Origin of the sequence: Sediminibacterium soli, from assembly GCF_009939225.1 — a bacterium.
Classification (GTDB): domain Bacteria; phylum Bacteroidota; class Bacteroidia; order Chitinophagales; family Chitinophagaceae; genus Sediminibacterium; species Sediminibacterium soli.
Genome location: NZ_JAACJR010000008.1, coordinates 1689466 through 1710117, shown reverse-complemented (window position 1 = coordinate 1710117; position 20652 = coordinate 1689466). Strand labels below are relative to the sequence as shown.

Genomic DNA, 20652 nt, shown 5'->3' with positions numbered 1-20652 from the left:
AGCGTATCTTTAAGCAGCACCCCAACTGCTTATTATGCGAAAAATATTCCTGGCGGCGGCCCTGCAACTGACCGCTGCTACCTCCTTTTCACAGGATACCCTCAGTACCCAGGACCTGCGCGCCGCGGCGCGTATGCTCGATATCTCTTTCACGCAGAAAGAGATCGATACCATGTACGACGGCGTAAAAGAAAACCTTGCGGTATACCGGCTGATGCACAAACAGTCGCTCGGCAACAGCACGCCCATGAGTCTCTGGCAAAACCCGGTTACCCCAGGGCTGGTGCTGCCCAAAAAACAGGAAACGGTAAAATGGAACTATCCCAAACACGTGTTACCGGCAGACAGGAACGAGCTGGCGTATTATAACCTGCTGCAGCTGGCTTCGCTGGTTAAACAGAAACAGATCAGCTCCGTGGCGCTGACGAAATTTTTTATTGAACGGATCAGGAAATACGGCGACAGCCTGCAATGCGTGATCTCCATTACCGAAGAACTGGCGCTGCAGCAGGCACAACAGGCCGACGCGGAGATCGCCACCGGAAAATACCGTGGTCCCTTACACGGCATACCCTATGGTCTGAAAGACCTGTTTGCCGTGAAAGGCACCCGGACCACCTGGGGCGCTGCGCCGTACAAAGACCAGACAATTGAAGAAGATGCGTTTGTTTACCAGAAACTGACAGAGGCCGGCGCGGTGCTGGTGGCAAAATTCACGCTGGGTGCCCTGGCCATGGGCGATTACTGGTACGGTGGCCGCACAAAAAATCCCTGGAATACAAAAACGGGTTCTTCGGGATCTTCTGCCGGATCCGCTTCGGCAACGGTTGCGGGGCTGGTGCCCTTTGCCATCGGTACCGAAACATGGGGTTCTATCGTTTCCCCCGCTTCTACCTGCGGTGCCACAGGTCTGCGGCCTACCTTCGGCAGCATCAGCAGAACCGGCGCGATGACGCTCAGCTGGAGCCTGGATAAGATCGGCCCCATCTGCCGCAGCGCCGAAGATGCAGCGGTTGTTTTCAACTATATACATGGAACCGATGGCTATGATGCAAGCGCTGTTAACAGGCCGTTCAATTACAAACCGACGGGGATCAAAAAACTGCGCGTTGCCTACGCCAGGAACTATTACGACCGTATAACCGATACCGGCCGCAATGAATGGAAAGTGCTGGATGCATACAGGAATATGGGCGTGGAACCGGTGCCGGTTGTTTTTCCGGACAGCGGCGTTTACCATTTCAATATTATGGACATCGTGATCAGCGCCGAATGCGCAGCCGCTTTTGATGAATTCACGCGGAACAATATCGATGATGAAATGACGCGGCAGGAAAAATACGACTGGCCCAACAGTTTTCGTGTGGCCAGGCTGATGTCGGCCGTAGAATACATCAACGCCAACCGCCACCGCTATGTGCTGATGCAGAAACTGAACGAACTGATGAAGGATATCGACGTGCTGATCTGTCCTACCCGGGGCAGCGGCAACCAGAGCGCTATCACCAACCTGACCGGACACCCGGTTGTGTGCATGCCTTCAGGATTTGACCGGCGGTCCGGGCTTCCCACCAGCATCACCCTGATCGGAAAACTATACGGCGAAGCCTCCCTGCTGGCAGCGGCAAAAGCCTACCAGGACGCAACCGGATGGGATGAAATGCACCCGCCGATGTTTAAGTAGATTCTAATGCGGGGCAATGAATGCGCTGTAGGTTTTATCCTAATTTTATAGGCGTATGAAAAGCATGATGGCTGCCATATTGCTGATCAGCTGGGCACAGATGGCCGGGGCGCAGGATCTTTCCCTTTTTGAAAAAAGGATCCTGGTCAGGGGAAGCGACACATTGCGCTACCGCGTATTATACCCGTACAACTATAAAAAAGGAAAGAGCTACCCTCTTATCCTGTTTCTGCATGGATCCGGCGAAAGAGGCAGTGATAACGAAGCGCAGCTGGTACATGGCGGCAAACTCTTTGTTCGCGAAAATGTACGCCGGAATTTCCGCGCCATCGTATTGTTTCCCCAATGTCCCAAAGACAGTTTCTGGGCCCGGGCCAAACGCATTCCCAATACACCTGATTGGGTGTTCTCACCCGAACAGCCCGCGCCCGTTCCGCAGCAGCTGGTAAAAATACTGGTGGATAGCCTTGCCGATAACCATATTGTCAACAGCAGGCGTTTGTATATCGGTGGTTTATCCATGGGCGGCATGGGAACCTATGAAATGCTCGGAAGGTATCCCGGTTATTTCAAAGCGGCCTTTCCCATCTGCGGGGCATGCAATATTCCCTGGTACCTCGCCAATGCAGAGAAAATACCTATGTGGATCTTTCACGGCGCGCTGGACGACGTGGTATCGCCGCAGCCCGACCGGGAACTGTTCAAGGCGCTGATGACAAGGGGCATACCCAATGTGATGTATACGGAATACCCCAAAGCCAATCATAACAGCTGGGATGCGGCGTTTGCCGAACCGAAGCTGTTACCCTGGTTATTCTCAGACAGAAAAAGAAGAAGGAATTGACCAGGCATTTCCTTTATCTCTGCCTGCTTTTTGCCTCCTGCACGGTGGCAAAAAAAGCGGCGAAGGAAACACAGCAGATCGGGGGCCTGCAGTTGCTCAGCCATTACGAAGTGCCACATAATTTTCTGTACCGTTCAACCGTGGTTGGCGGTCTGTCAGGCATTGACTACGACAAGGACCGCGACCAATACTACCTGATAAGCGACGACAGGTCTTCCATCAATCCCGCAAGGTTTTATACGGCCCGGATACATTTTAACGGCCGGCAGATAGACAGTGTTTCCTTTCTGAATACAACCACGCTGCTGCAGGCAAACGGGAACCCTTATCCCGACAGCAAACAGGATCCGGCCCGTACGCCCGATCCGGAAGCGATACGGTACAATCCCAAAACCGGGCAGCTGGTATGGTCGAGCGAGGGAGAGCGTATTGTGAAACCGGGTACTCAGGTAATTGCCGACCCTTCGATCAACATCATCACTGCCGACGGAAAATTCGTAGACAGTTTTCCAATCGCGGATAACCTGCACATGCATACCCTGGAAAAAGGCCCGAGACAGAATGGGGTGCTGGAGGGAATGAGTTTTGCCGATGATTACCGATCGCTGTACCTGAACGTGGAAGAACCACTGTACGAAGACGGTCCCCGCGCGGCAACCACACCCAACAATGCATGGATCCGGATTTACAAATTCGATGTAGCCACCAGAAAGAATACGGCGCAATACGCTTACCACCTCGATCCTGTTGCACATCCGCCGCTGCTTGAAAATTCCTTTATCGTAAACGGCGTTCCCGATATCCTGTGGCTGGAAGGCAATAAAATGATCGTGATGGAGCGATCGTTCTCCACGGGCAGACTGGCCTGCACCATCAAACTGTACCTGGCAGACCTGGCTGATGCGGAGAATATTATCGGCAATACCTCCCTGATCAAAACACCGCCGCAGCGGCCTCTGCAGAAAAAATTACTGCTGAACCTGGACTCACTGAACATCTATACAGACAATATTGAAGGCATGACTTTCGGCCCGGTACAGCCCAACGGGCATAAGACCCTTGTGCTGGTGGCCGATAACAATTTTGCCGCACTCGAAAAAACGCAGTTCTTTGTGTTTGAAGTAATACCCTGATGCGCCGCGCATTTGCATTTATTCTGTTATCGTTCGGGTTGGTTTGCTGTAAGCAGACAAATACCGCCACACCACATATCGAGATACAGACAAGCAAAGGGGATATCGAACTTGAACTGTATGCGGACAGAGCCCCGAATACGGTGGCCGCGTTTTTGTCTTATATCGATTCGGGTTTTTATAACAATGCCAGTTTTTACCGCGTACTCAACGACGAAAACCAGCCGTCCAATGCGCCCAAGACCGAGCTGATACAGGGCGGTATCTGGAAAACCAACCAACAACGATCAGCGAGCCTGCCGGGCATACCGCATGAAAATACGCAGCTGACAAAACTGCACCACGGCGACGGCACCATTTCTCTTGCAAGACTTGCGCCCGGCACGGCAACCACGGAATTCTTTATCTGCATCGACGAGCAGCCTGGCCTGGATTCTGGCGGAGAAAATATAGCCGACGGACAGGGGTATGCCGCATTTGGGAAAGTGGTAAAGGGAATGGATATTGTGAGAAAGATCTACCGGCAGAACGAGACCGACCAGTATTTTGATCCGCCGGTTGCCATCTTCGGTATCAGGCGGAAATAGGATAAGCTGTTGCATGGTTATATGGTTAATGGGTCAACAGCCATATAACAATATAGCAGTGCGACAATATATCAGTCGCTTCGGATTCCACCCCTTACTTAACAAAATCTTCTAAAACATTTAGCAGCGCTTTATGATACATCGGCATATCCATTGCATCTAATGGATATAAACACTGTAGTATGAACAGCATCAAACACATGCTGGGGTTATTGGGTGTTGTGCTCGGTATATTCGTTTTAACCGGTTGCGGAAGCACGGCCTATATACAAAAAGACAACTCCTATAACTTCAACAAGATCCGATCCTATGCGTGGGTGAACGGTACGCAGAAAGCCAGGGGCGACAATGTTTCCCGTGCAAGGTCAAACGACCTGGTAGACCGGAAGATCCGTGATAAGATAGACGAGCGCCTGCAGTCGGGCGGATGGGTATTGGATAACCGTCGTCCCGATGTGTTGCTGGTGTACGATGTAGACGTACAGCGCGAGAACAGGAATGTGAGCAATCCCGTTTATTCAATGCCTTCCACCCGGTGGTTCTTTAACCCGTATGCAAGAAGGTATGTGCCGGTATATTACCCCTCGCAGTTTTTGGGATACGATAACGCCACCGAAACCGTAAGGGAAAGTACCCTCACGCTTACCATGATGGATGCGGATACGGACAAAACGATCTGGCAGGGCTGGACCACCACGGAGATGAACGGGCGGGTGCTGAGTGACAAAGAGATCGCGGGCAATGTAAAAGCGATTTTGAAGAAGCTGGATAAGTAAGGGAGAATTGTTGCGTTAGGGGATGGCTCTATTGTTGAATTGTTAAATGGTTTTGTTGTTTTTGCATTCACTGCCTCGGGAGGGGTTAGGATGGCAACGCTGCTTTTCTTAAAACCCTTACTGCGGGTTTGTGATCATTTTATTATTTTTTACCACGATCACCCTCGCCACAACCAGATTGGGCACCCAGCAAAGCCAGGCCACGATCGGGTAGGCGATGGAGAAACTTCCGAAAAGCATAATAAGCAATGGCAGCCAGATACGCAGCGTTACCGCGGCAAAACAGGCGGCATAACTGTATACCATCAGGTTGCGGTGGAGATCGATATTTCCTTCGCGGATGGTTTTATAGGCAAAGGCAGTGGTAAAAAACCAGACCAGTCCCAGCAGCCCGAACCCGGCCGCGGGTATGATACCGCCGGTTGCGAAGAAAGCGATATAGATCCCTGCCGTTGCGCTCAGCAGAACCGACACCACATAGATCTTTCCCAGGCTGCGGTGAACGCCGGGTCTGGCTGTTCTTATCTTTTCGCTGAACTGCGACCAGCCGCTTAACAGCGCCACTCCGCCCAGTGCGATATGCACGTAAAAAGCGGACCGCCATGCCGCGCTCCCGAGCAATCCCTCCGGCTTGCTGCCCAGCAGGCCAAATTTTTCGTCTATAATAAAATAGATGGCAGGATAAAAACCTATACCGATGCATAGCAATGCAAACAATATCCACCCCGTCTTCTGTATCATGGCATAAATGTTTTCTTACCAAAATAGCGGAAATCCGCAGTAAAACAAAACCGCCAACATCGCCCCGTCTTGCTAATTTCGTAACCGTAAAGTAAGTACCGATGCCGTTCCAGCTTCAATCCCCTTATGCTCCCGCGGGCGACCAGCCCAATGCCATACAGCAACTCACAGATGGCATACTGCAGGGAGAACAGTTCCAGACCCTGCTGGGTGTTACCGGCTCCGGTAAAACATTTACCATGGCCAATGTGATCCAGAACCTGCAACGCCCTACGCTGGTGCTTACGCATAACAAAACCCTGGTGGCGCAGTTGTATGGCGAGTTCAGGCAATTCTTTCCCGACAACGCAGTTGGTTATTTTGTAAGCTACTACGATTATTACCAGCCCGAGGCATACATGCCCGTAAGCGATGTATACATTGAAAAAGACCTTAGTATCAACGAAGAGCTGGATAAACTGCGGCTGCAGGCCACGGCGCAGCTGCTCAGCGGAAGACGCGACATCATTGTTGTTGCAAGCGTAAGCTGTATTTACGGCATGGGTAACCCCACCGAATACGAGAACGGCATTGTGCGGATCAACAAAGGACAGGTTATTTCGAGACAGGGTTTTCTGCACAGCCTGGTGAACTCTTTGTACAACCGGTCGCAGGTTGATTTTACCAGGGGCACGTTTCGTGTAAAAGGAGATACGGTCGACATCAACCTGCCCTATGTGGACTATGGCTACCGGGTTACTTTTTTCGGCGACGAGATCGAAGAGATAGAAACCATCGATACCGCAACAAACAAACGCATCGGCACCATGCAGGATGCTGCCATCTTTCCCGCCACCCTGTATGTTGCGCCCAAAGACCTTATCGTGGATGTGATGCACGAGATACAGGATGAAATGATGGCGCAGGTGGAATATTTCAAAACCGGCGGCAAATTCATCGAAGCGCAGCGTATCAAGGAAAGGGTTGAATACGATCTCGAAATGATCCGCGAGCTGGGTTATTGCAATGGCATCGAAAACTATTCGAGGTTCTTCGACAGGAGGCGGCCGGGTACCCGGCCATTCTGTCTGCTTGATTATTTTTCGAAAGATTTTTTATGTGTGATCGACGAAAGCCACCAGACCGTTCCGCAGGTGGCGGGTATGTACGGCGGCGACAGAAGCCGCAAGCTGGTGCTGGTTGACTACGGTTTCCGTTTGCCCAGCGCGATGGATAACCGGCCACTGAATTTTCATGAATTCGAGAACATGGTAGGTCAGACGGTATTTGTAAGCGCCACGCCGGGAGACTACGAACTGGAGAAAACAGGCGGTGTGGTGGTGGAGCAGGTGGTGAGGCCAACAGGACTGCTTGACCCGCCGATAGAGATACGCCCCAGTGTGAACCAGATCGACGACCTGCTGGATGAGATCGATAAGACCGTAAAAAAAGGAGATCGTGTACTGGTGACCACGCTGACCAAACGTATGGCGGAGGAAATGGATAAATACCTGGGACGCATCGATATCAAATCCAAATACATTCACAGCGATGTGGACACGCTCGAGAGAGTGGAGATACTGCGGCAGCTGCGTTTGGGTGAAATAGATGTGCTGGTAGGCGTGAACCTGCTTCGGGAAGGCCTTGACCTTCCGGAAGTATCGCTGGTTGCCATACTCGATGCAGACAAGGAAGGTTTTCTCCGCAACGAACGATCGCTGACACAGACGGCGGGACGTGCAGCCCGCAATGTGGACGGCAAAGTGATCTTTTATGCAGATATCATGACGGAAAGCATGCAGCGCACCATTGATGAAACCACCCGGCGCCGCGAAAAACAGGTTGCGCATAACCTGGAACACGGCATCGTTCCAATGACAGTCAAGAAAAGCAAGGAACAGGTATTTGCCCAGACTTCCGTACTCGATATCAAAGGATTTGATGCGGCAAGACCCTATGCCATCCAGGGCGACGAGGACATCGTTACCCGCGCCGCAGAAGAGCAGGAGACCTACCAGACCATTCCACAGATGGAAAAAGCAATCGGCAAAGTGAAAAAGGAAATGGAGAAAGCCGCCCGCGATCTCGACTTCATTGAAGCGGCAAGACTGCGTGATGAAATGTTCCGGCTGCAGAAAGAACTCGAAAAAATAAAATGATCCGCTGCCGCGATCGTATTATTTTTTATTGATCAGGTAAGCACCGCTGATTACAAACAGGGCACCCAGCACCTTGCTCCAGTTGATGCTGTTCTGCGGAAATCCCAGCAGACCGAAATGATCATACAGCATTCCCATAAACAATTGTCCTGCTATTACCAGCGCAAATACATTGGCGGAACCGATCTTGGGTACGGTGATGATGATGGCGCTCACAAAGAATGCACCCAGTAAACCGCCGGCGAATTTATACAGCTCGATACCGCGCAGCTGCGCCAGACTGACAGCAGGCTGTCGGGTAACCAGTAACAGGGCGCCCAGGATAACGGTGCCCACGAGAAAGGAAACAAAAGCGGCCATCAGCGGGCTGTTCAGCGAAAAACGCAGCTGGCTGTTAACACCCGCCTGCGTGGCGATCGTAAGTCCGGAAATAAAAGGAAGCAGGTATACAATGTATTTCATCCGCCAAAAATAGTACGATTGCGGATTTGCGGATTAACGGATGATGGATTTGTTGGTAAGAATATACGGGGGATACCATCCGCTAATTCATCATCCGCTAATCCATAATCCTATAATTTCCCGTACAGCGCGCGCAGTTTTTCTCTTGTCATGATCTTTTCCCAATCCTTTCCCAGCGCATTTTCCCAGAGCGGCTTCATACCCAGGGATACATTGATCATGGTATCAAACTGCTCATCCGTCAGTCCTTTGCAGATGCCCCCGGGGATTTCGATACCGTTTTTCTCCACCATGTGTTTAAATTCCTTTACACCGGCAGGATAATATTCTTCGAGGTGGTTCATCACGATGCAGTTGCCGATACCGTGCTTGGTGCCGAGCAGGTAACTCAGTCCATAGCTCACTGCATGCGCCACGCCCACCTGTGAATAGGCGATGCTCATACCACCGGCATAGGAAGCCATCATCAGCTGATCGTCGGACTCGTTGTTCCAGCGGTCTTTTTTTACAAACACTTCCTGGCAGAGCTGCAGCGCTTTTTCGCCATAGCTTTTGCTGAATTCATTCAGGAAAGTGCCCTCGAGGCTTTCGATGCAATGGATATAGCAATCCATACCCGTATAGAAACGCTGGTTAACGGGCGCGTCCCTGGTGAGTTCGGGATCGAGTACGATCTGATCGAACGGAGTGAAATCGCTGTTCATACCCAGTTTACGGGTTGGACCGGTAAGCACGGTGGTCCGGCTTACCTCGGCGCCGGTGCCGCTTAATGTGGGAATGCCGGCCTTGTATACGCCTGGAAATTTAACCAGGTCCCATCCCTGGTAATCGGCGGAAGAGCCGGGGTTGGTCATCATCAGCGAAACGGCTTTGGCAAGATCCATTACAGATCCCCCGCCGATACCGATGATACCGCTTATGGTGCCGAATTCATTCTTTAACTGTGTTGCAAGCGCGTCTACCTGTGTTGTTTTGGGCTCATAGCTAACATCGGCAAAAATGATCTTGTCTTTGCCGCGGAGCGGTATCCTGTTCAACAATGGCCTGCCTTCAAAGAAATGGTCCACCAGGAAAATGATGGGCGCATCCGTTTTGCGCTGCGGCGCCAGTATTTCGTCAAGCTGGTTAAAACTACCGCGGCCATACACCACGTAACTGACCATCTTAAAATTGCGAAAACTCATAGTTCTTGTATTGAAATCCATGCAAACCTACTCCAGTTACTGCAATTGAAAAAGACAAATTCACCTGCGTATCGGTCTGTGCCGGTCAGTTGCTAAGCATTGAAAACGATTTTCTGTAAACGTTCCACTTCGGGCTGCAGCGCTTTATGGAGCGCTTCAAAAAGCATTTTTACATCCTGGGCTTCCAGAACCAGTCTGTCTTCATTCCTGAGTTCCCTGGCGTTTTCTTCCATTGCGGCAAGACGCCTGGCAAGCGGCAATGCCTGTACAATGGCAACCGCTCCTTTTATTTTGTGAGAAAGTCTTTGCACTTCGGGCCATTTGTATTCGGCGCAGAGTTTACCCAGTTCCCCGATCTCAGCCGGCGTATTCTCGAGGAACATGGTCAATACATCCAGCACGGATGCATTGTCGTCCAGCTCTTCGAGCATGGAGAGGTCGTAGGATTTCTGGTTAGCAGTGGTCATAGGTATGGATTGTTCGTTTCTTGCAACGACTTTATGCTGCAGCAAATGTACCAGTCTCCTGTACAGATCGTCAAAATCAAAAGGCTTCAGCATAAAATCGTTCATGCCCACCGACCTGCATTTCTCCTGCTCGCCTTTCAGCGCTGTTGCGGTAAGCGCAAGGATCGGCACCTGGGAATGCAGCTGCTGTCTGATATAGGTGGCGGTTTCGTATCCATCCATAACCGGCATCTGCAGGTCCATGATCACCAGGTCAAAAGGATCTTTCTCGTCAAACAGGGCAATCGCTTCTTTGCCGTTGGAAGCGATGCGTACGCGGCTGCCCACGCGGTTCAAGACAAAGTTGATGAGTTGCTGGTTTACTTCGTTGTCTTCCACCACCAGCACGTGTTTGTTGCGGAGATTTTCTTTTAATTCGGCTGTCTGTGTTTTTTCGGTGATGGTGGCGGGTAATTCATAGGGAATGGTAAAGCTGAACACCGATCCCTCTCCCGGTTCGCTTTCTGCCTGTATACGTCCACCCTGCAATTCAATCAGCCCTTTGCTGATGGCCAGACCCAGTCCTGCGCCACCAAAACTTCTCGATATATCCATACTGGCCTGGGTAAAACCTTCAAAAATATGCCGTTGTTTATCGGGCTCAATACCGGAGCCGGTGTCGGTAACCCGGAATTTCACAATGGCATTGTCGCCATTGAGTGTATCCACGCTTACATGTATGGCAATATGTCCCTGTTTGGTGAATTTGATCGCGTTGTCTACCAGACTTACCAGTATCTGTTTCAAACGATAGGGATCGCCGATAACGAGCAGCGGCAGGTTTTTATCGAGTGTAATGTAGAACGCAAGCCCTTTGCGGCTAACCACATTTGAGAACTGAATCTTCACCGCATCCAGCGGGTCGTTGATATTAAAGGCGATCTTATCGATGGTGATCTTACCCGCGCGCAGGTTGGAATAATCCAGGATATCGTTGATCAGCGCTGTGAGGTTGTTCAGCGAATGCCTGATCAGCAGTGCAAACTCACGCTGGTCATCCGTCAGTTCCGTTTCAAGCAGCAGGGAAGTCATACCCTGGATGCCATTCATCGGTGTGCGTATCTCGTGGCTCATATTGGCCAGGAACTGTTCCTGCAGTTCCTTGGCTTCCCTGGCATGCTGCAGCGCCGACTCCAGCTGCTGCCTGCTCTGCACGCGTTCGGTGATGTCTGTGGCAATACCGCTGATGCCGAAAATATTTCGCTTATCGTCCAGCAGCGGAAACTTCAGCAGCAGCAGGTTACGGATGCCTTCTTCTGTCTCGATCACCTCTTCTGTCTCGATCACGTTATGGGTTTGTATGATGATCTGGTCGGAGCGCTTGTAATACTCCGCGCGTTCAACCGCATCAAAATCGAAATCGGTTTTGCCGATGACCATCTCATCGGTAAGTCCCATCATTTCCTTAAACCGCTTGTTCACCATCACATACCTGCCCTGGAGATCTTTGATAAAAATGAGCGCGGTGGTGTTCTCGAGAATGGATACCAGCCTGTATTCATTTTCTTTTCGCTGCTGTTCCGACTGGCCCAGTTCCAGCTCTATCTTTTTCTTTTCGGTGATATCGCGCACCATGCACTGGAAGCCGGTTACCTGGTTGCCCTCGGTAAGCAGCTGTGCAAACTGTTCTACCCAAACCGCGCCGCCGTTCCGGTTACGCGCCAGGAACTCGAGACTGGTAGAGGGTATCTCCTCGCTAAGCTGGCGTGCGTAGAAATCGGTAACCGTTGGCAGCCACTCCGGATCCACCAGCACAGAGAAATGTTTACCCTGCAGGTCTTCTGAAGAATAGCCGGTCATCTGCAGTACCTGGTTATTGGTAAAGCCGATCCTGCCTTCTATATCGGCGGTGAACATAACCGCACCGGCGTTCTCGATGATCTTCCGGTATTTGAATTCGCTGGCAAGCAGGCCATCCTCGGCTTTTCTGCGCAGCAGGATATCGTTGCCCAACCGCAACAGGATGGCAAGGATCAGCAGCAGGGCAAGAAAGCCGCCGAAGATGGCAATGCCCAAACCTACATTGTTGCGGTTCTCGTTCACCAGCACCTTGTCTGTAAGCCGTCCCGTTTCGCGCGATACCATCGATGCCAGCATGCGTTTTACTTCCACCGTGGTGTTCCTTGCGCGTGTTCTGGCGGGGTTCTCCCTGGTAACATCGATCAGGTTATGAACAAACGAGTCCTGGTATTTCAGTTTCTGCTGGATGACCAGCCCCAGTTGGCCGATGCTGTCGGCTTCGTCCGGGTTCATATACTGAACCAGGGTGCGCAGCGTATCGGGCAGCTCTTTGTGCAGCCGGTAAAGCCAGGCCAGTGAAGAAGAATCCCTGGCGATCAGGAAAGCCCTGCTTGCAGACTCTGTTTCGAGAACGAGGATACGGATATTATCCAGTTTCTGGATAGCGGTATAGGCATGGTACATGTCTTTCCGCGCATCCTGCTGGCTCTTGTTCTGAACAAATACAATGGCCAGGAAAAACAGGAATGCAGCCACAGAAAACAACAGCACCCACTGGATCCGCTTGTCCACCCTGTTCAGTTGGCCGGTAAATAGTGGTTTCATAGTGCCGTACGTAATGGAAATTGGGTAGAATACATATACACTCGTATAAATATCGATAAAACCGGCGTTAAAACGCCAAAATCACGCGAATTATACAGACAGGAAGAAAAAAGCTATGGCCGGGAAAGCAATGCGGCGGCACGCGCCAGGTCTTCGGGCGTATCTATTTCCACGCCCATATAATCTGTAACGACCATTTTTAAAGGGATGCCATTCTCCAGGTAGCGGAGGCATTCTATTTTTTCCGCGGCTTCGAGCGGGGTTATCTCCCATTGGGTAAACGCCATCAGCGCGCTTTTACGGAAAGCGTATACGCCGATGTGTTCGTAGTAGGTAATCGGCTGGTCTTTGGCGCGGGGATAGGGAATAACGCTTCTTGAAAACATCAGCGAGTTCATATTTCTGTCAACCGCCACCTTCACATAATTCGGATCTTCGATAAATACCTGTTCTTTCAATACCTGCATCAAAGAAGCCACCTGTACGTTGCGGCCCTGCTCTCCTTCAAAAACGGACAACAGTTTTTCGAGCGGTCCGCGTTTTACAAAGGGCTCGTCGCCCTGTACGTTTACGATGATATCCAGTTCCCTATCAGCGACGGCCTCGGCAATACGGTCGCTGCCGCTTTCGTGGGGCCGTTTGCTCATCACCGCTTTTCCGCCATGACCTGTGATCTCGCTGTAGATGATCTCACTGTCGGTAACCACATATACCTCGTCAAACAAACCGGTGGCCACCGTATTGTCGTAGGTATGCCGGATAACCGTTTTATCACCCAGCAGCTGCATCAGTTTTGCGGGAAAACGGGTGGCGGCATACCGGGCCGGTATCATCGCTGCTTTCTTCATGTCACAAAGATGCGCGTAGATCAGTAATCGGTCTTTATTTTTTTATCGAAGGGCAGCTGTAACTGGTAGCCGAGCTTTTCGTCGGTGGTATCATCCAGCACATCGAGACCATAACGCAACCCGTCAACAGGCGTTGCATTGAACGTGCCAAAAACATGGTCCCAGACAGAAAAGATATTTCCGTAGTTGCTGTCTGTCTGCGGCCGCATATAGTGGTGATGCACCTTATGCATATCCGGCGAAACGATGACCCAGCTGAGCGGTTTATCCAGCCAGCCCGGCAAACGGATATTGGCATGGTTGAACTGGGTGAACACCACGCTCAGGCTCTGGTACATCATCACCAGCCACATGGGTGCGCCCAGCACAATCACCCCGATCAGGGTAAATACCGCGCGGAACACGCTTTCTCCCGGGTGATGGCGGTTGGCGGTGGTGGTGTCCACATGCGAGTCTGCATGATGCACCATATGAAACTTCCACATCCATTTCACCTTGTGTTCGATGTAATGGATCAGGTAGGCGCCCACAAGATCCAGTAACAAAAGTCCGGCGATCATAAACACCCACAGAGGCAGCCCGACAAGTTGCAGCAACCCGAATTTGTGCTGCACGGCCCAGTCGCTCGCTTTTACGATCAGCAGCGCAAACGCAAAATTGACAACAATGGTGGTAACGGTAAAAAAGATATTGACAGAAGCATGTCTCCATTTGTTGTAACGGAAACCGAATAAGGGTATGGCACCTTCCACCAGCCAGAAAAAAGTGATGCCGCCCGCCAGTACCAGTGCGCGGTGCAGGCTGGGTATATGCTCAAAGTACCGGATGATGCTTTCTATCATGTTGCGCGTTGTTGTGGTAAATTAAGAAGAATAGGGGAAGAATGGTTAGGGGATTCCGGATTGGCGGATTAGTGGATTCGCGGATGGAATGTTGCGGGAGAGTCGCAACAGCGCAAACCTGCAGCCATTCGCATCATCTTTTTAATCCGCCAATCCGGAATCCCCCAATAAAAAACCCGCTCAGAAGCGGGTTTTTTATTGACTCAGGTGCGTTATCAGTTGTTCAGCATCAGCGGCATTACCAGCATCAGCAGGTCTTCGCCGGCGGCCTGTTCGGTGGGTTTGATCAGGCCGGCTTTGGTGGGGGTGGAAAGCTCCATCTTTACATCTTCGGTATCTGCCGCATTGAGCATTTCGATCAGGAAACGCGCATTGAATGCGATCTGGAGGTCTTCGCCATCGTACTGGCAATTCATGCGTTCATTACCCTCAAAACTGAAGTCCACATCCTGCGCGGCCATCTGCAGCTCGCTGCCGGTAATATTCAGCGCTACCTGGTTGGTGCTTTTGTTACTGAATACATTTACCCGGCGAAGCGCATTCTGGAAATCGTGTTTGTTCACGATCAGTTTATAAGGGTTATCAGCCGGGATCACCACTTTGTAATCCGGGAAACGGGCATCGATCAGGCGACAGATCATCTGCGTGGAGCCATGTGTCACAAAAAGATGGTTGCTGTTATAACTTACAGACAGTTCATCATCGTTATCGGGCAGCGCATTTTTCAGCAGGTTCAGCGGTTTTTTGGGAACGATGAACGAATCTGCCTTACTGGCTTTGGTATCGAGTCTTTTATAACGTACCAGCCTGTGCGCATCGGTGGCCACGAACTGAACACCGTCTTTTGCCAGTTCAAAAAACACACCAGTCATGGCCGGACGAAGGTCATCGTTGCTTACGGCAAACAGCGTTTTGTTGATAGCGGTCAGCAGCGCCGAACTGCTCATGGTAAAACCGGTGGTATCGTCTGCAGCGGGTTCTTTGGGAAAATTATCGGGGTTTTCGCCCATTACCTTGTACTTGCCGTTATCGCTGGTGATCTCAACAGAAAAACTTTTATCGATATTGAATGTAAGGGGCTGATCGGCAATATTCTTCAAAGAATCCAGCAGGATCTTAGCGGGGATGCAGACTTTTCCGTTGGTTTTGCTTTCCACATCCATCTGTACGCGCATAACGGTTTCCAGGTCGGTAGCCACCACATTCAGTTTTTTATCCTGGATCTCAAACAAAAAGTCTTCCAGTATCGGCAACACGGTATTCGCGTTGATCACACCGCTGATCTGCTGCAGGTGTTTTAACAGGGAAGAAGAAGACACAATAAATTTCATTCTGCAGAATTTAGGTTCGCAACAAACCTAATTCAAAATGTTAACATTCTGCAACAGAAATACGGGGATCCGGCCAATTAAGCGTTGGTTGTTAATCCGGTGTGGATTGGCGGCAGTTTTTGTGGTGCCCGGTCTGCAACCCCGGCGCAGGGCTACAGGCTTTCGATCAGCTCCTTGTATTTTACGCGGGTAACGGGTTTTACGATATAGTCGGTAACGCCCTTGTACTGCCTCGATTTTTTCATGTCGTGGCTGTCGATCGAAGAGCTCACCACGTATACCACTACGGGCTTGGGAAAATTGCCGTATAAGGAATGGTATTCCTCCAGGAATTCCCAGCCGTTCATGATGGGCATATTGATATCCAGAAAGATCAGGTCGGGAAAATTCTCCGACAGGCGGTTTTTATCGTCTGTCAGGTATTTGATGGCCTCTTTGCCGTTGTAAAAAGAAACGATCTCCTTTGCCAGGCCGGTAGATTCCAGGATCTTGCGCGCAGTGAACTGATAGATGTTGTCGTCATCAATCAGGAAAACGATATGTTTGGCAAAAGGCATTGCTGGCTCCGTATTAAAAAAATACATTGGCGGAAAATGCGGGGATCTTTTTGATGTCCGAGGGATATTGGACATTGAGTTCAAATATAGACCATAATCCATAACAAGCGGAAATTTCAATCATGGGAAAAACCCCGTTTTTTGAAGGCCCCAACTGGCCTAAAATACGCGGCTATTGCGCCTACCGGGAGCGGTGTCATTCCGAGGTACGGGAAAAGCTGTATTCGTTCGGGCTCCGGCGGAACGAGGTTGAGACATTGATTTCCAGACTGATAGAAGAAGATGTGCTGAACGAGCAGCGGTTTGCCGACCTGTTTGCCGGCGGTCATTTCCGGCAGAAAAGATGGGGCCGGCAGAAGATCGTATATGCGCTTCGGCAGAAAAAGGTCAGCGAACCGGTCATCAAAAAAGCGCTGAAAGAAATAGACGGCCCGGATTATACCACATCTTTGCAGAAACTGGCCCGGGTTAAATGGCAGGCGTTAAAAGGCGAACAATACCTTACCCGCCAGGCAAAAACAATGGCCTATCTTTTGCAAAAAGGGTATGAGCGCCCGGCCGTTCTGGCGGTTGTGAAGCAATTGCAGGCAAACGGATAATCTTATAAACGGATAGCATGCGGATGATGCGCTGGTGTATCACGGTGTTTTTTTCGGTATCGATGGCTTTGTCCGGGGCGCAGGAGCCCCCGCGGGATTCGGTATTCCGCCATGAAGTGTCGTTTGTGAACGAGAACGATGCCTATCTTTTCCGTAAACACGACGCTTACTATACAAACGGGATCTTTCTTTTTTTCCGCTATGCAAAGGAAAAACAGGATCGTAAGCTGCTTCGCCAGTTCGAGCTCGGACAAATGATCTATACCCCGCTTATCCGGAAAACGCAGACCACTGCGGATATAGACCGGCCCTACTGCGGGTTTTTATACGGCCGCTACCAGCAGACCGCTTTTTCCAAACGGAAGGAAGGGCTTTTTCAGTACAGCATAACACTGGGCACGGTGGGTGAGGCCTCGCTGGGTGAAAATGTGCAGGACAGTTACCATGCCCTGTTCGGATATGGTAAATTCACGGGATGGCAGTACCAGGTGCAGAACGCAATAGGCATTGACCTGGGCATATCCTATGCGCAGACCCTGTGGGAAGACAGTGCCTGGATCAAGCTGGTGCCGCTGGTACAGGCCAGCCTGGGTATGAACTATACCAATGCCAGCGCGGGTATGTATGTCTGTTTTGGGGCGATGGAAAAAAACCGCAACAGCGCTTTGTGGAATGCAAGCGTACAGGCTTCGCCGGAACAGAAAAGGAAAAAGAACGAATGGTTCCTCTTCTGGTACCCCGAGCTTACGGTGCAGGGATACAATGCAACGCTGCAGGGCGGGCTCTTCGCCAAAGGCCAGGGCGCGGTGCTGGCCGATCCCAGGAGGGTGCTGTTCCAGCATACGGCGGGTCTTTGTTACGCATCATCCCGCATTACCCTGAAAGCCGGTATCGTCTTTGAAGCGCGCGAAGCCGTGCAGCAGAAAAATACGCAGCAATACGGATCACTGATGCTCGCCTACCGTATGAAATAGTTTGGTGCGGTTCTGATTAGCTCTGAAATCCTTTGTTTCTTTGTATATGTCCTCACTTACCTTATCGCTGATACAATCCGATCTTCAATGGGAAGACAAAGCGGCCAATCTTTCCCGGTTTGAACAGAAAATAGCGGCCATCCGCGGGAGAACCGAAATAGTGGTGTTGCCCGAGATGTTCAGCACCGGTTTCAGTATGAAGCCGGCCCTGCTGGCCGAAACCATGGATGGGCCCACAGTGCAATGGATGCAGCGCATCGCCGCAGAAAAAAAGATCATCCTCACCGGCAGCCTGATCATAGCGGAGAACGGCAACTATTTCAACCGCCTGTTATGGGTTCTGCCCAACGGCACCATCGGCTGTTACGATAAACGGCACCGGTTTGCTTTTGCAGGCGAGGACCAGGAATATACATCCGGTAACAAAAGACTGATTGCAAGTGTCAAAGGCTGGAAGATCAACCTGCAGGTTTGTTATGACCTGCGTTTTCCGGTTTGGGCAAGACAGCAGTCGGGCGAAACACCGGAATACGATCTGTTGCTCTATGTGGCCAACTGGCCCGAGCGCAGAAGCCATGCATGGAAGACCCTGCTCACGGCGCGGGCAATAGAAAACCAGTGTTATGTGGCCGGTGTAAACCGTGTTGGTAACGACGGCAACGGTATTGCGCATGGCGGCGACACCCTGGTAACGGACGCGCTGGGCGCCACCCTGTACCACAGCCAGACAGGCGAATCGGTTCATACGATCACACTGGAGAAAGCGCCGCTGGAAGAAATAAGACAGCGTTTTCCGTTCTGGAAAGACGCTGATGAATTCAAGATATTACAGCATGAAGAATGATAACCAACGGGTATACCAGGCGGCCAACCTGTTTACCGGCGATCGCTGGCTGAAAAACCATTCCCTTGCCGTTGGCAACGGAAAAGTAACGGAACTGTTCCCGTCAAAAACGGCCGGCGCTGCAGATGCTTATCTTATTGCGCCGGTTTTTATGGATATACAGTTATACGGCGCATACGGCAAACTGCTGTCGGTGTATCCCCAAGCGGACACGCTGCATAAGATGTACGATTACTGTGCAAAAGGCGGAGCACCCTATTTTCAGCCCACCGTGGCTACGAACGATACGGCGGTTTTTCATCGCTGCATAGACGCGGTACGCGTCTACCGCAAAGAGGGCGGCAGGGGTTGTATAGGCCTGCATGTGGAAGGTCCCTGGATCAGCGATGCAAAAAAAGGCGCGCATCTATCGCAGTTTATTCACGTCCCCTCTGTCAGCGAAGCCCGGGAACTGCTGGAATATGGTAAAGAAGTGATCACCATGATCACACTGGCGCCCGAGGTATGCAGTAAAGAAGTGATTGCGCTGGTGCAATCCTACGGTGTGGCGGTCTCTGCCGGGCACAGCAACGCCTCTTACGAAGCGGCAACTGCAGCCTTCGATGAAGGCATTACGGCGGCAACGCATCTTTTCAATGCCATGAGCCCCCTGCAGCACCGCGCACCGGGAATGGTGGGCGCCATATTCGACCACGCCACCGTAAAGTCGAGCATTGTTCCGGATGGTTACCATGTTGATTTTTCCATGATACGCGTGGCCAAAAAGATCATGGGCGAAAGACTGTTTGCGATCACCGATGCGGTAACCGATACCACCGAAGGTCCTTACCCGCACCGGCTGGCTGGTGATAAATACGAAGCCAACGGCATACTCAGCGGTTCGGCCCTGACCATGGCAAGCTCGCTGCGTAACCTGGTTAATAGAGTCGGCATACCTGTTGACGAAGCTTTGCGGATGGTAAGTCTGTACCCGGCACAGGTGATGCATTTATCAGATCGCCTCGGAAAACTGGAACCGGGTTATGAAGCAGGATTTGTGGTGCTTGACCAATCACTGGAAGTGGTGGAGCTGATCACCGGCTGGTAACAACATCTCTGCCATTCCTTGTTCCTTGCTCCTTGTTCTTCTGTTCCCTTCCACCCCACTCCCCAAACCGGAACGGGGTTCGGCGCCCGGCGTACAGGGAGTTTCACAGCGCGGTTTCCCCTGCCCTGGCGGCTTCTCTTTTTTTCTTTGCTTTTTTGAGGTCTGCAAAGACCTTATCAATGAAAATGGCGCCGCCGATACTCCAGTACCAGCCATCGTAATTGTATTTCAGGTCGCTCTCAAAAACGGCTTTGCGTAAACCGATCATACCGTTCAGCCCGAAATAGGTAAGGAAATGAAGCCCCTTGATATCGGGCATGATAAAGTTGACAGAATACCCCATTCCCGCCGGAACAAAAGCCTGCTTTTCTGTTGTAGCCAGAAACCTGCCCCTGATCTTATTGACCGAATCAAGTACGGCCTGCCCGTATCCCAGCTCAAATACCATACTCATTTCCCAGCGCTTCCTGCGAAAAAGATAGGGCTCGTAATAGATGGTGCCGTAATAAAGACTTTTGGTGAGACGGTTGATGGGAATGCCCGCGGCATCAACCCGGATGCCGGCCTGCTCCTGCTTCAGAAAATAGCCGCCGATACCGGTTTTGAATTTATCGTTTACCACCAGCCCGATACGGTATCCCCATATATTCACATCCTGGTTATCGATAAAAGAAAATCGCTGGTCAAAATCGGTGGTGGGCTTGAGTGTCAGCTTTTTCCGGATAACAGTATCCTTTTTTACCGGAACGGAATCTTTGGCCGGAAGGGAATCGGCATGGCGTGCGCTGTCTGACTGGGCAATGGCGCCCATACAAAATAACAGACAGCAGAAGGAATACAGTGAGGTCCGCGTAACTGACATACAGTGCAGCAAAGTTATGGTTTCACCCGATGATGCGATCACCGGAAAGAAAGCTGCCCGGGAAAATAAGGAATCTTTCAGGCGAGCC

General features: G+C 51.1%; 19 protein-coding genes. 10 read left to right on the top strand and 9 right to left on the bottom strand.

Features of this window, described 5'->3' with window-relative positions; translation table 11 throughout:
• Positions 1 to 34 precede the first annotated feature (34 nt).
• From GWC94_RS14485 to GWC94_RS14465, 5 genes are all read left to right on the top strand, one after another.
• Positions 35 to 1684 carry an amidase gene (locus GWC94_RS14485; RefSeq protein ID WP_161835719.1) on the top strand — a complete coding sequence of 550 codons (1650 nt, stop codon included), beginning with the start codon at positions 35 to 37 and terminating at the stop codon, positions 1682 to 1684.
• Between the two features lie 55 nt (positions 1685 to 1739).
• Positions 1740 to 2528 (top strand): carboxylesterase family protein, encoded by a 789-nt coding sequence (locus GWC94_RS14480; protein WP_202628786.1) that lies wholly within the window; start codon positions 1740 to 1742, stop codon positions 2526 to 2528.
• On the top strand, positions 2525 to 3661 hold the full coding sequence (locus GWC94_RS14475; RefSeq protein WP_161835718.1) for an esterase-like activity of phytase family protein: 1137 nt from the start codon (positions 2525 to 2527) through the stop codon (positions 3659 to 3661). Before GWC94_RS14480 ends, GWC94_RS14475 begins: the two co-directional genes overlap by 4 nt.
• A complete protein-coding gene (locus tag GWC94_RS14470) occupies positions 3661 to 4248 on the top strand; it encodes a peptidylprolyl isomerase (RefSeq protein WP_161835717.1) in 588 nt (195 codons plus the stop codon). Before GWC94_RS14475 ends, GWC94_RS14470 begins: the two co-directional genes overlap by 1 nt.
• 182 nt (positions 4249 to 4430) lie before the next feature.
• A complete protein-coding gene (locus GWC94_RS14465; protein WP_161835716.1) occupies positions 4431 to 5024 on the top strand; it encodes a DUF4136 domain-containing protein in 594 nt (197 codons plus the stop codon).
• A gap of 117 nt (positions 5025 to 5141) precedes the next feature.
• On the opposite strand, the gene GWC94_RS14460 is transcribed toward GWC94_RS14465, so the two are convergent.
• The gene (locus GWC94_RS14460) at positions 5142 to 5765 is read right to left on the bottom strand and encodes a DUF2306 domain-containing protein (RefSeq protein WP_161835715.1); all 624 of its coding nucleotides are present in this window, start codon (positions 5763 to 5765) and stop codon (positions 5142 to 5144) included.
• Between the two features lie 101 nt (positions 5766 to 5866).
• Between GWC94_RS14460 and uvrB the strand changes: the two genes are divergently transcribed.
• Entirely contained in the window at positions 5867 to 7903 is a 2037-nt protein-coding gene (gene uvrB, locus GWC94_RS14455) for an excinuclease ABC subunit UvrB (RefSeq protein WP_161835714.1), read from the top strand.
• An 18-nt stretch (positions 7904 to 7921) separates the two neighbouring features.
• Here the strand turns inward: uvrB and GWC94_RS14450 are convergent, their stop codons facing one another.
• The 7 genes from GWC94_RS14450 to GWC94_RS14420 form a co-directional block, all read right to left on the bottom strand.
• Positions 7922 to 8365, bottom strand: a complete 444-nt coding sequence (locus tag GWC94_RS14450; RefSeq protein ID WP_161835713.1) for a DMT family transporter — start codon at positions 8363 to 8365, stop codon at positions 7922 to 7924.
• 110 nt (positions 8366 to 8475) lie between these two features.
• Positions 8476 to 9549 (bottom strand): iron-containing alcohol dehydrogenase family protein, encoded by a 1074-nt coding sequence (locus GWC94_RS14445; protein ID WP_161835712.1) that lies wholly within the window; start codon positions 9547 to 9549, stop codon positions 8476 to 8478.
• A gap of 92 nt (positions 9550 to 9641) precedes the next feature.
• On the bottom strand, positions 9642 to 12620 hold the full coding sequence (locus GWC94_RS14440) for a PAS domain S-box protein (protein ID WP_161835711.1): 2979 nt from the start codon (positions 12618 to 12620) through the stop codon (positions 9642 to 9644).
• A 113-nt stretch (positions 12621 to 12733) separates the two neighbouring features.
• Positions 12734 to 13468: a 3-deoxy-manno-octulosonate cytidylyltransferase gene (locus GWC94_RS14435; RefSeq protein WP_161835710.1), complete on the bottom strand. Its 735-nt coding sequence runs from the start codon at positions 13466 to 13468 to the stop codon at positions 12734 to 12736.
• Positions 13469 to 13488: 20 nt separating this feature from the next.
• Positions 13489 to 14310 carry a sterol desaturase family protein gene (locus tag GWC94_RS14430; RefSeq protein ID WP_202628784.1) on the bottom strand — a complete coding sequence of 274 codons (822 nt, stop codon included), beginning with the start codon at positions 14308 to 14310 and terminating at the stop codon, positions 13489 to 13491.
• A gap of 215 nt (positions 14311 to 14525) precedes the next feature.
• Positions 14526 to 15641, bottom strand: coding sequence for a DNA polymerase III subunit beta (gene dnaN, locus GWC94_RS14425; RefSeq protein WP_161835709.1), 1116 nt, complete (start codon positions 15639 to 15641; stop codon positions 14526 to 14528).
• A 152-nt stretch (positions 15642 to 15793) separates the two neighbouring features.
• On the bottom strand, positions 15794 to 16198 hold the full coding sequence (locus GWC94_RS14420) for a response regulator (RefSeq protein WP_161835708.1): 405 nt from the start codon (positions 16196 to 16198) through the stop codon (positions 15794 to 15796).
• Positions 16199 to 16320: 122 nt separating this feature from the next.
• On the opposite strand from GWC94_RS14420, the gene GWC94_RS14415 reads away from it, so the two are divergent.
• Genes GWC94_RS14415 through nagA form a run of 4 tightly spaced genes read left to right on the top strand, consistent with a single transcriptional unit; the run spans position 16321 to position 19702 of the window.
• Complete coding sequence (locus GWC94_RS14415) at positions 16321 to 16797, top strand: regulatory protein RecX (RefSeq protein ID WP_161835707.1); 477 nt, start codon at positions 16321 to 16323, stop codon at positions 16795 to 16797.
• A gap of 17 nt (positions 16798 to 16814) precedes the next feature.
• A complete protein-coding gene (locus GWC94_RS14410; protein ID WP_161835706.1) occupies positions 16815 to 17771 on the top strand; it encodes a lipid A deacylase LpxR family protein in 957 nt (318 codons plus the stop codon).
• A gap of 46 nt (positions 17772 to 17817) precedes the next feature.
• On the top strand, positions 17818 to 18615 hold the full coding sequence (locus GWC94_RS14405) for an amidohydrolase (RefSeq protein ID WP_161835705.1): 798 nt from the start codon (positions 17818 to 17820) through the stop codon (positions 18613 to 18615).
• On the top strand, positions 18605 to 19702 hold the full coding sequence (gene nagA / locus GWC94_RS14400) for an N-acetylglucosamine-6-phosphate deacetylase (RefSeq protein WP_161835704.1): 1098 nt from the start codon (positions 18605 to 18607) through the stop codon (positions 19700 to 19702). Before GWC94_RS14405 ends, nagA begins: the two co-directional genes overlap by 11 nt.
• Positions 19703 to 19805: 103 nt before the next feature.
• Here nagA and GWC94_RS14395 read toward each other — a convergent pair whose 3' ends face one another.
• Positions 19806 to 20564, bottom strand: coding sequence for a hypothetical protein (locus tag GWC94_RS14395; protein ID WP_161835703.1), 759 nt, complete (start codon positions 20562 to 20564; stop codon positions 19806 to 19808).
• Positions 20565 to 20652 lie beyond the last annotated feature (88 nt).

What these genes read in the sequence shown, in the direction of transcription:
- GWC94_RS14445 (WP_161835712.1), bottom strand. Translation starts at nt 9,549, where the DNA reads ATGAGTTTTCGCAATTTTAAGATGGTCAGTTACGTGGTGTATGGCCGC.
- GWC94_RS14480 (WP_202628786.1), top strand. Translation starts at nt 1,740, where the DNA reads ATGAAAAGCATGATGGCTGCCATATTGCTGATCAGCTGGGCACAGATG.
- GWC94_RS14440 (WP_161835711.1), bottom strand. Translation starts at nt 12,620, where the DNA reads ATGAAACCACTATTTACCGGCCAACTGAACAGGGTGGACAAGCGGATC.
- GWC94_RS14420 (WP_161835708.1), bottom strand. Translation starts at nt 16,198, where the DNA reads ATGCCTTTTGCCAAACATATCGTTTTCCTGATTGATGACGACAACATC.
- nagA (WP_161835704.1), top strand. Translation starts at nt 18,605, where the DNA reads ATGAAGAATGATAACCAACGGGTATACCAGGCGGCCAACCTGTTTACC.
- GWC94_RS14430 (WP_202628784.1), bottom strand. Translation starts at nt 14,310, where the DNA reads ATGATAGAAAGCATCATCCGGTACTTTGAGCATATACCCAGCCTGCAC.
- dnaN (WP_161835709.1), bottom strand. Translation starts at nt 15,641, where the DNA reads ATGAAATTTATTGTGTCTTCTTCTTCCCTGTTAAAACACCTGCAGCAG.
- GWC94_RS14395 (WP_161835703.1), bottom strand. Translation starts at nt 20,564, where the DNA reads ATGTCAGTTACGCGGACCTCACTGTATTCCTTCTGCTGTCTGTTATTT.
- uvrB (WP_161835714.1), top strand. Translation starts at nt 5,867, where the DNA reads ATGCCGTTCCAGCTTCAATCCCCTTATGCTCCCGCGGGCGACCAGCCC.
- GWC94_RS14405 (WP_161835705.1), top strand. Translation starts at nt 17,818, where the DNA reads ATGTCCTCACTTACCTTATCGCTGATACAATCCGATCTTCAATGGGAA.
- GWC94_RS14485 (WP_161835719.1), top strand. Translation starts at nt 35, where the DNA reads ATGCGAAAAATATTCCTGGCGGCGGCCCTGCAACTGACCGCTGCTACC.
- GWC94_RS14470 (WP_161835717.1), top strand. Translation starts at nt 3,661, where the DNA reads ATGCGCCGCGCATTTGCATTTATTCTGTTATCGTTCGGGTTGGTTTGC.
- GWC94_RS14465 (WP_161835716.1), top strand. Translation starts at nt 4,431, where the DNA reads ATGAACAGCATCAAACACATGCTGGGGTTATTGGGTGTTGTGCTCGGT.
- GWC94_RS14460 (WP_161835715.1), bottom strand. Translation starts at nt 5,765, where the DNA reads ATGATACAGAAGACGGGGTGGATATTGTTTGCATTGCTATGCATCGGT.
- GWC94_RS14435 (WP_161835710.1), bottom strand. Translation starts at nt 13,468, where the DNA reads ATGAAGAAAGCAGCGATGATACCGGCCCGGTATGCCGCCACCCGTTTT.
- GWC94_RS14410 (WP_161835706.1), top strand. Translation starts at nt 16,815, where the DNA reads ATGCGGATGATGCGCTGGTGTATCACGGTGTTTTTTTCGGTATCGATG.
- GWC94_RS14450 (WP_161835713.1), bottom strand. Translation starts at nt 8,365, where the DNA reads ATGAAATACATTGTATACCTGCTTCCTTTTATTTCCGGACTTACGATC.
- GWC94_RS14415 (WP_161835707.1), top strand. Translation starts at nt 16,321, where the DNA reads ATGGGAAAAACCCCGTTTTTTGAAGGCCCCAACTGGCCTAAAATACGC.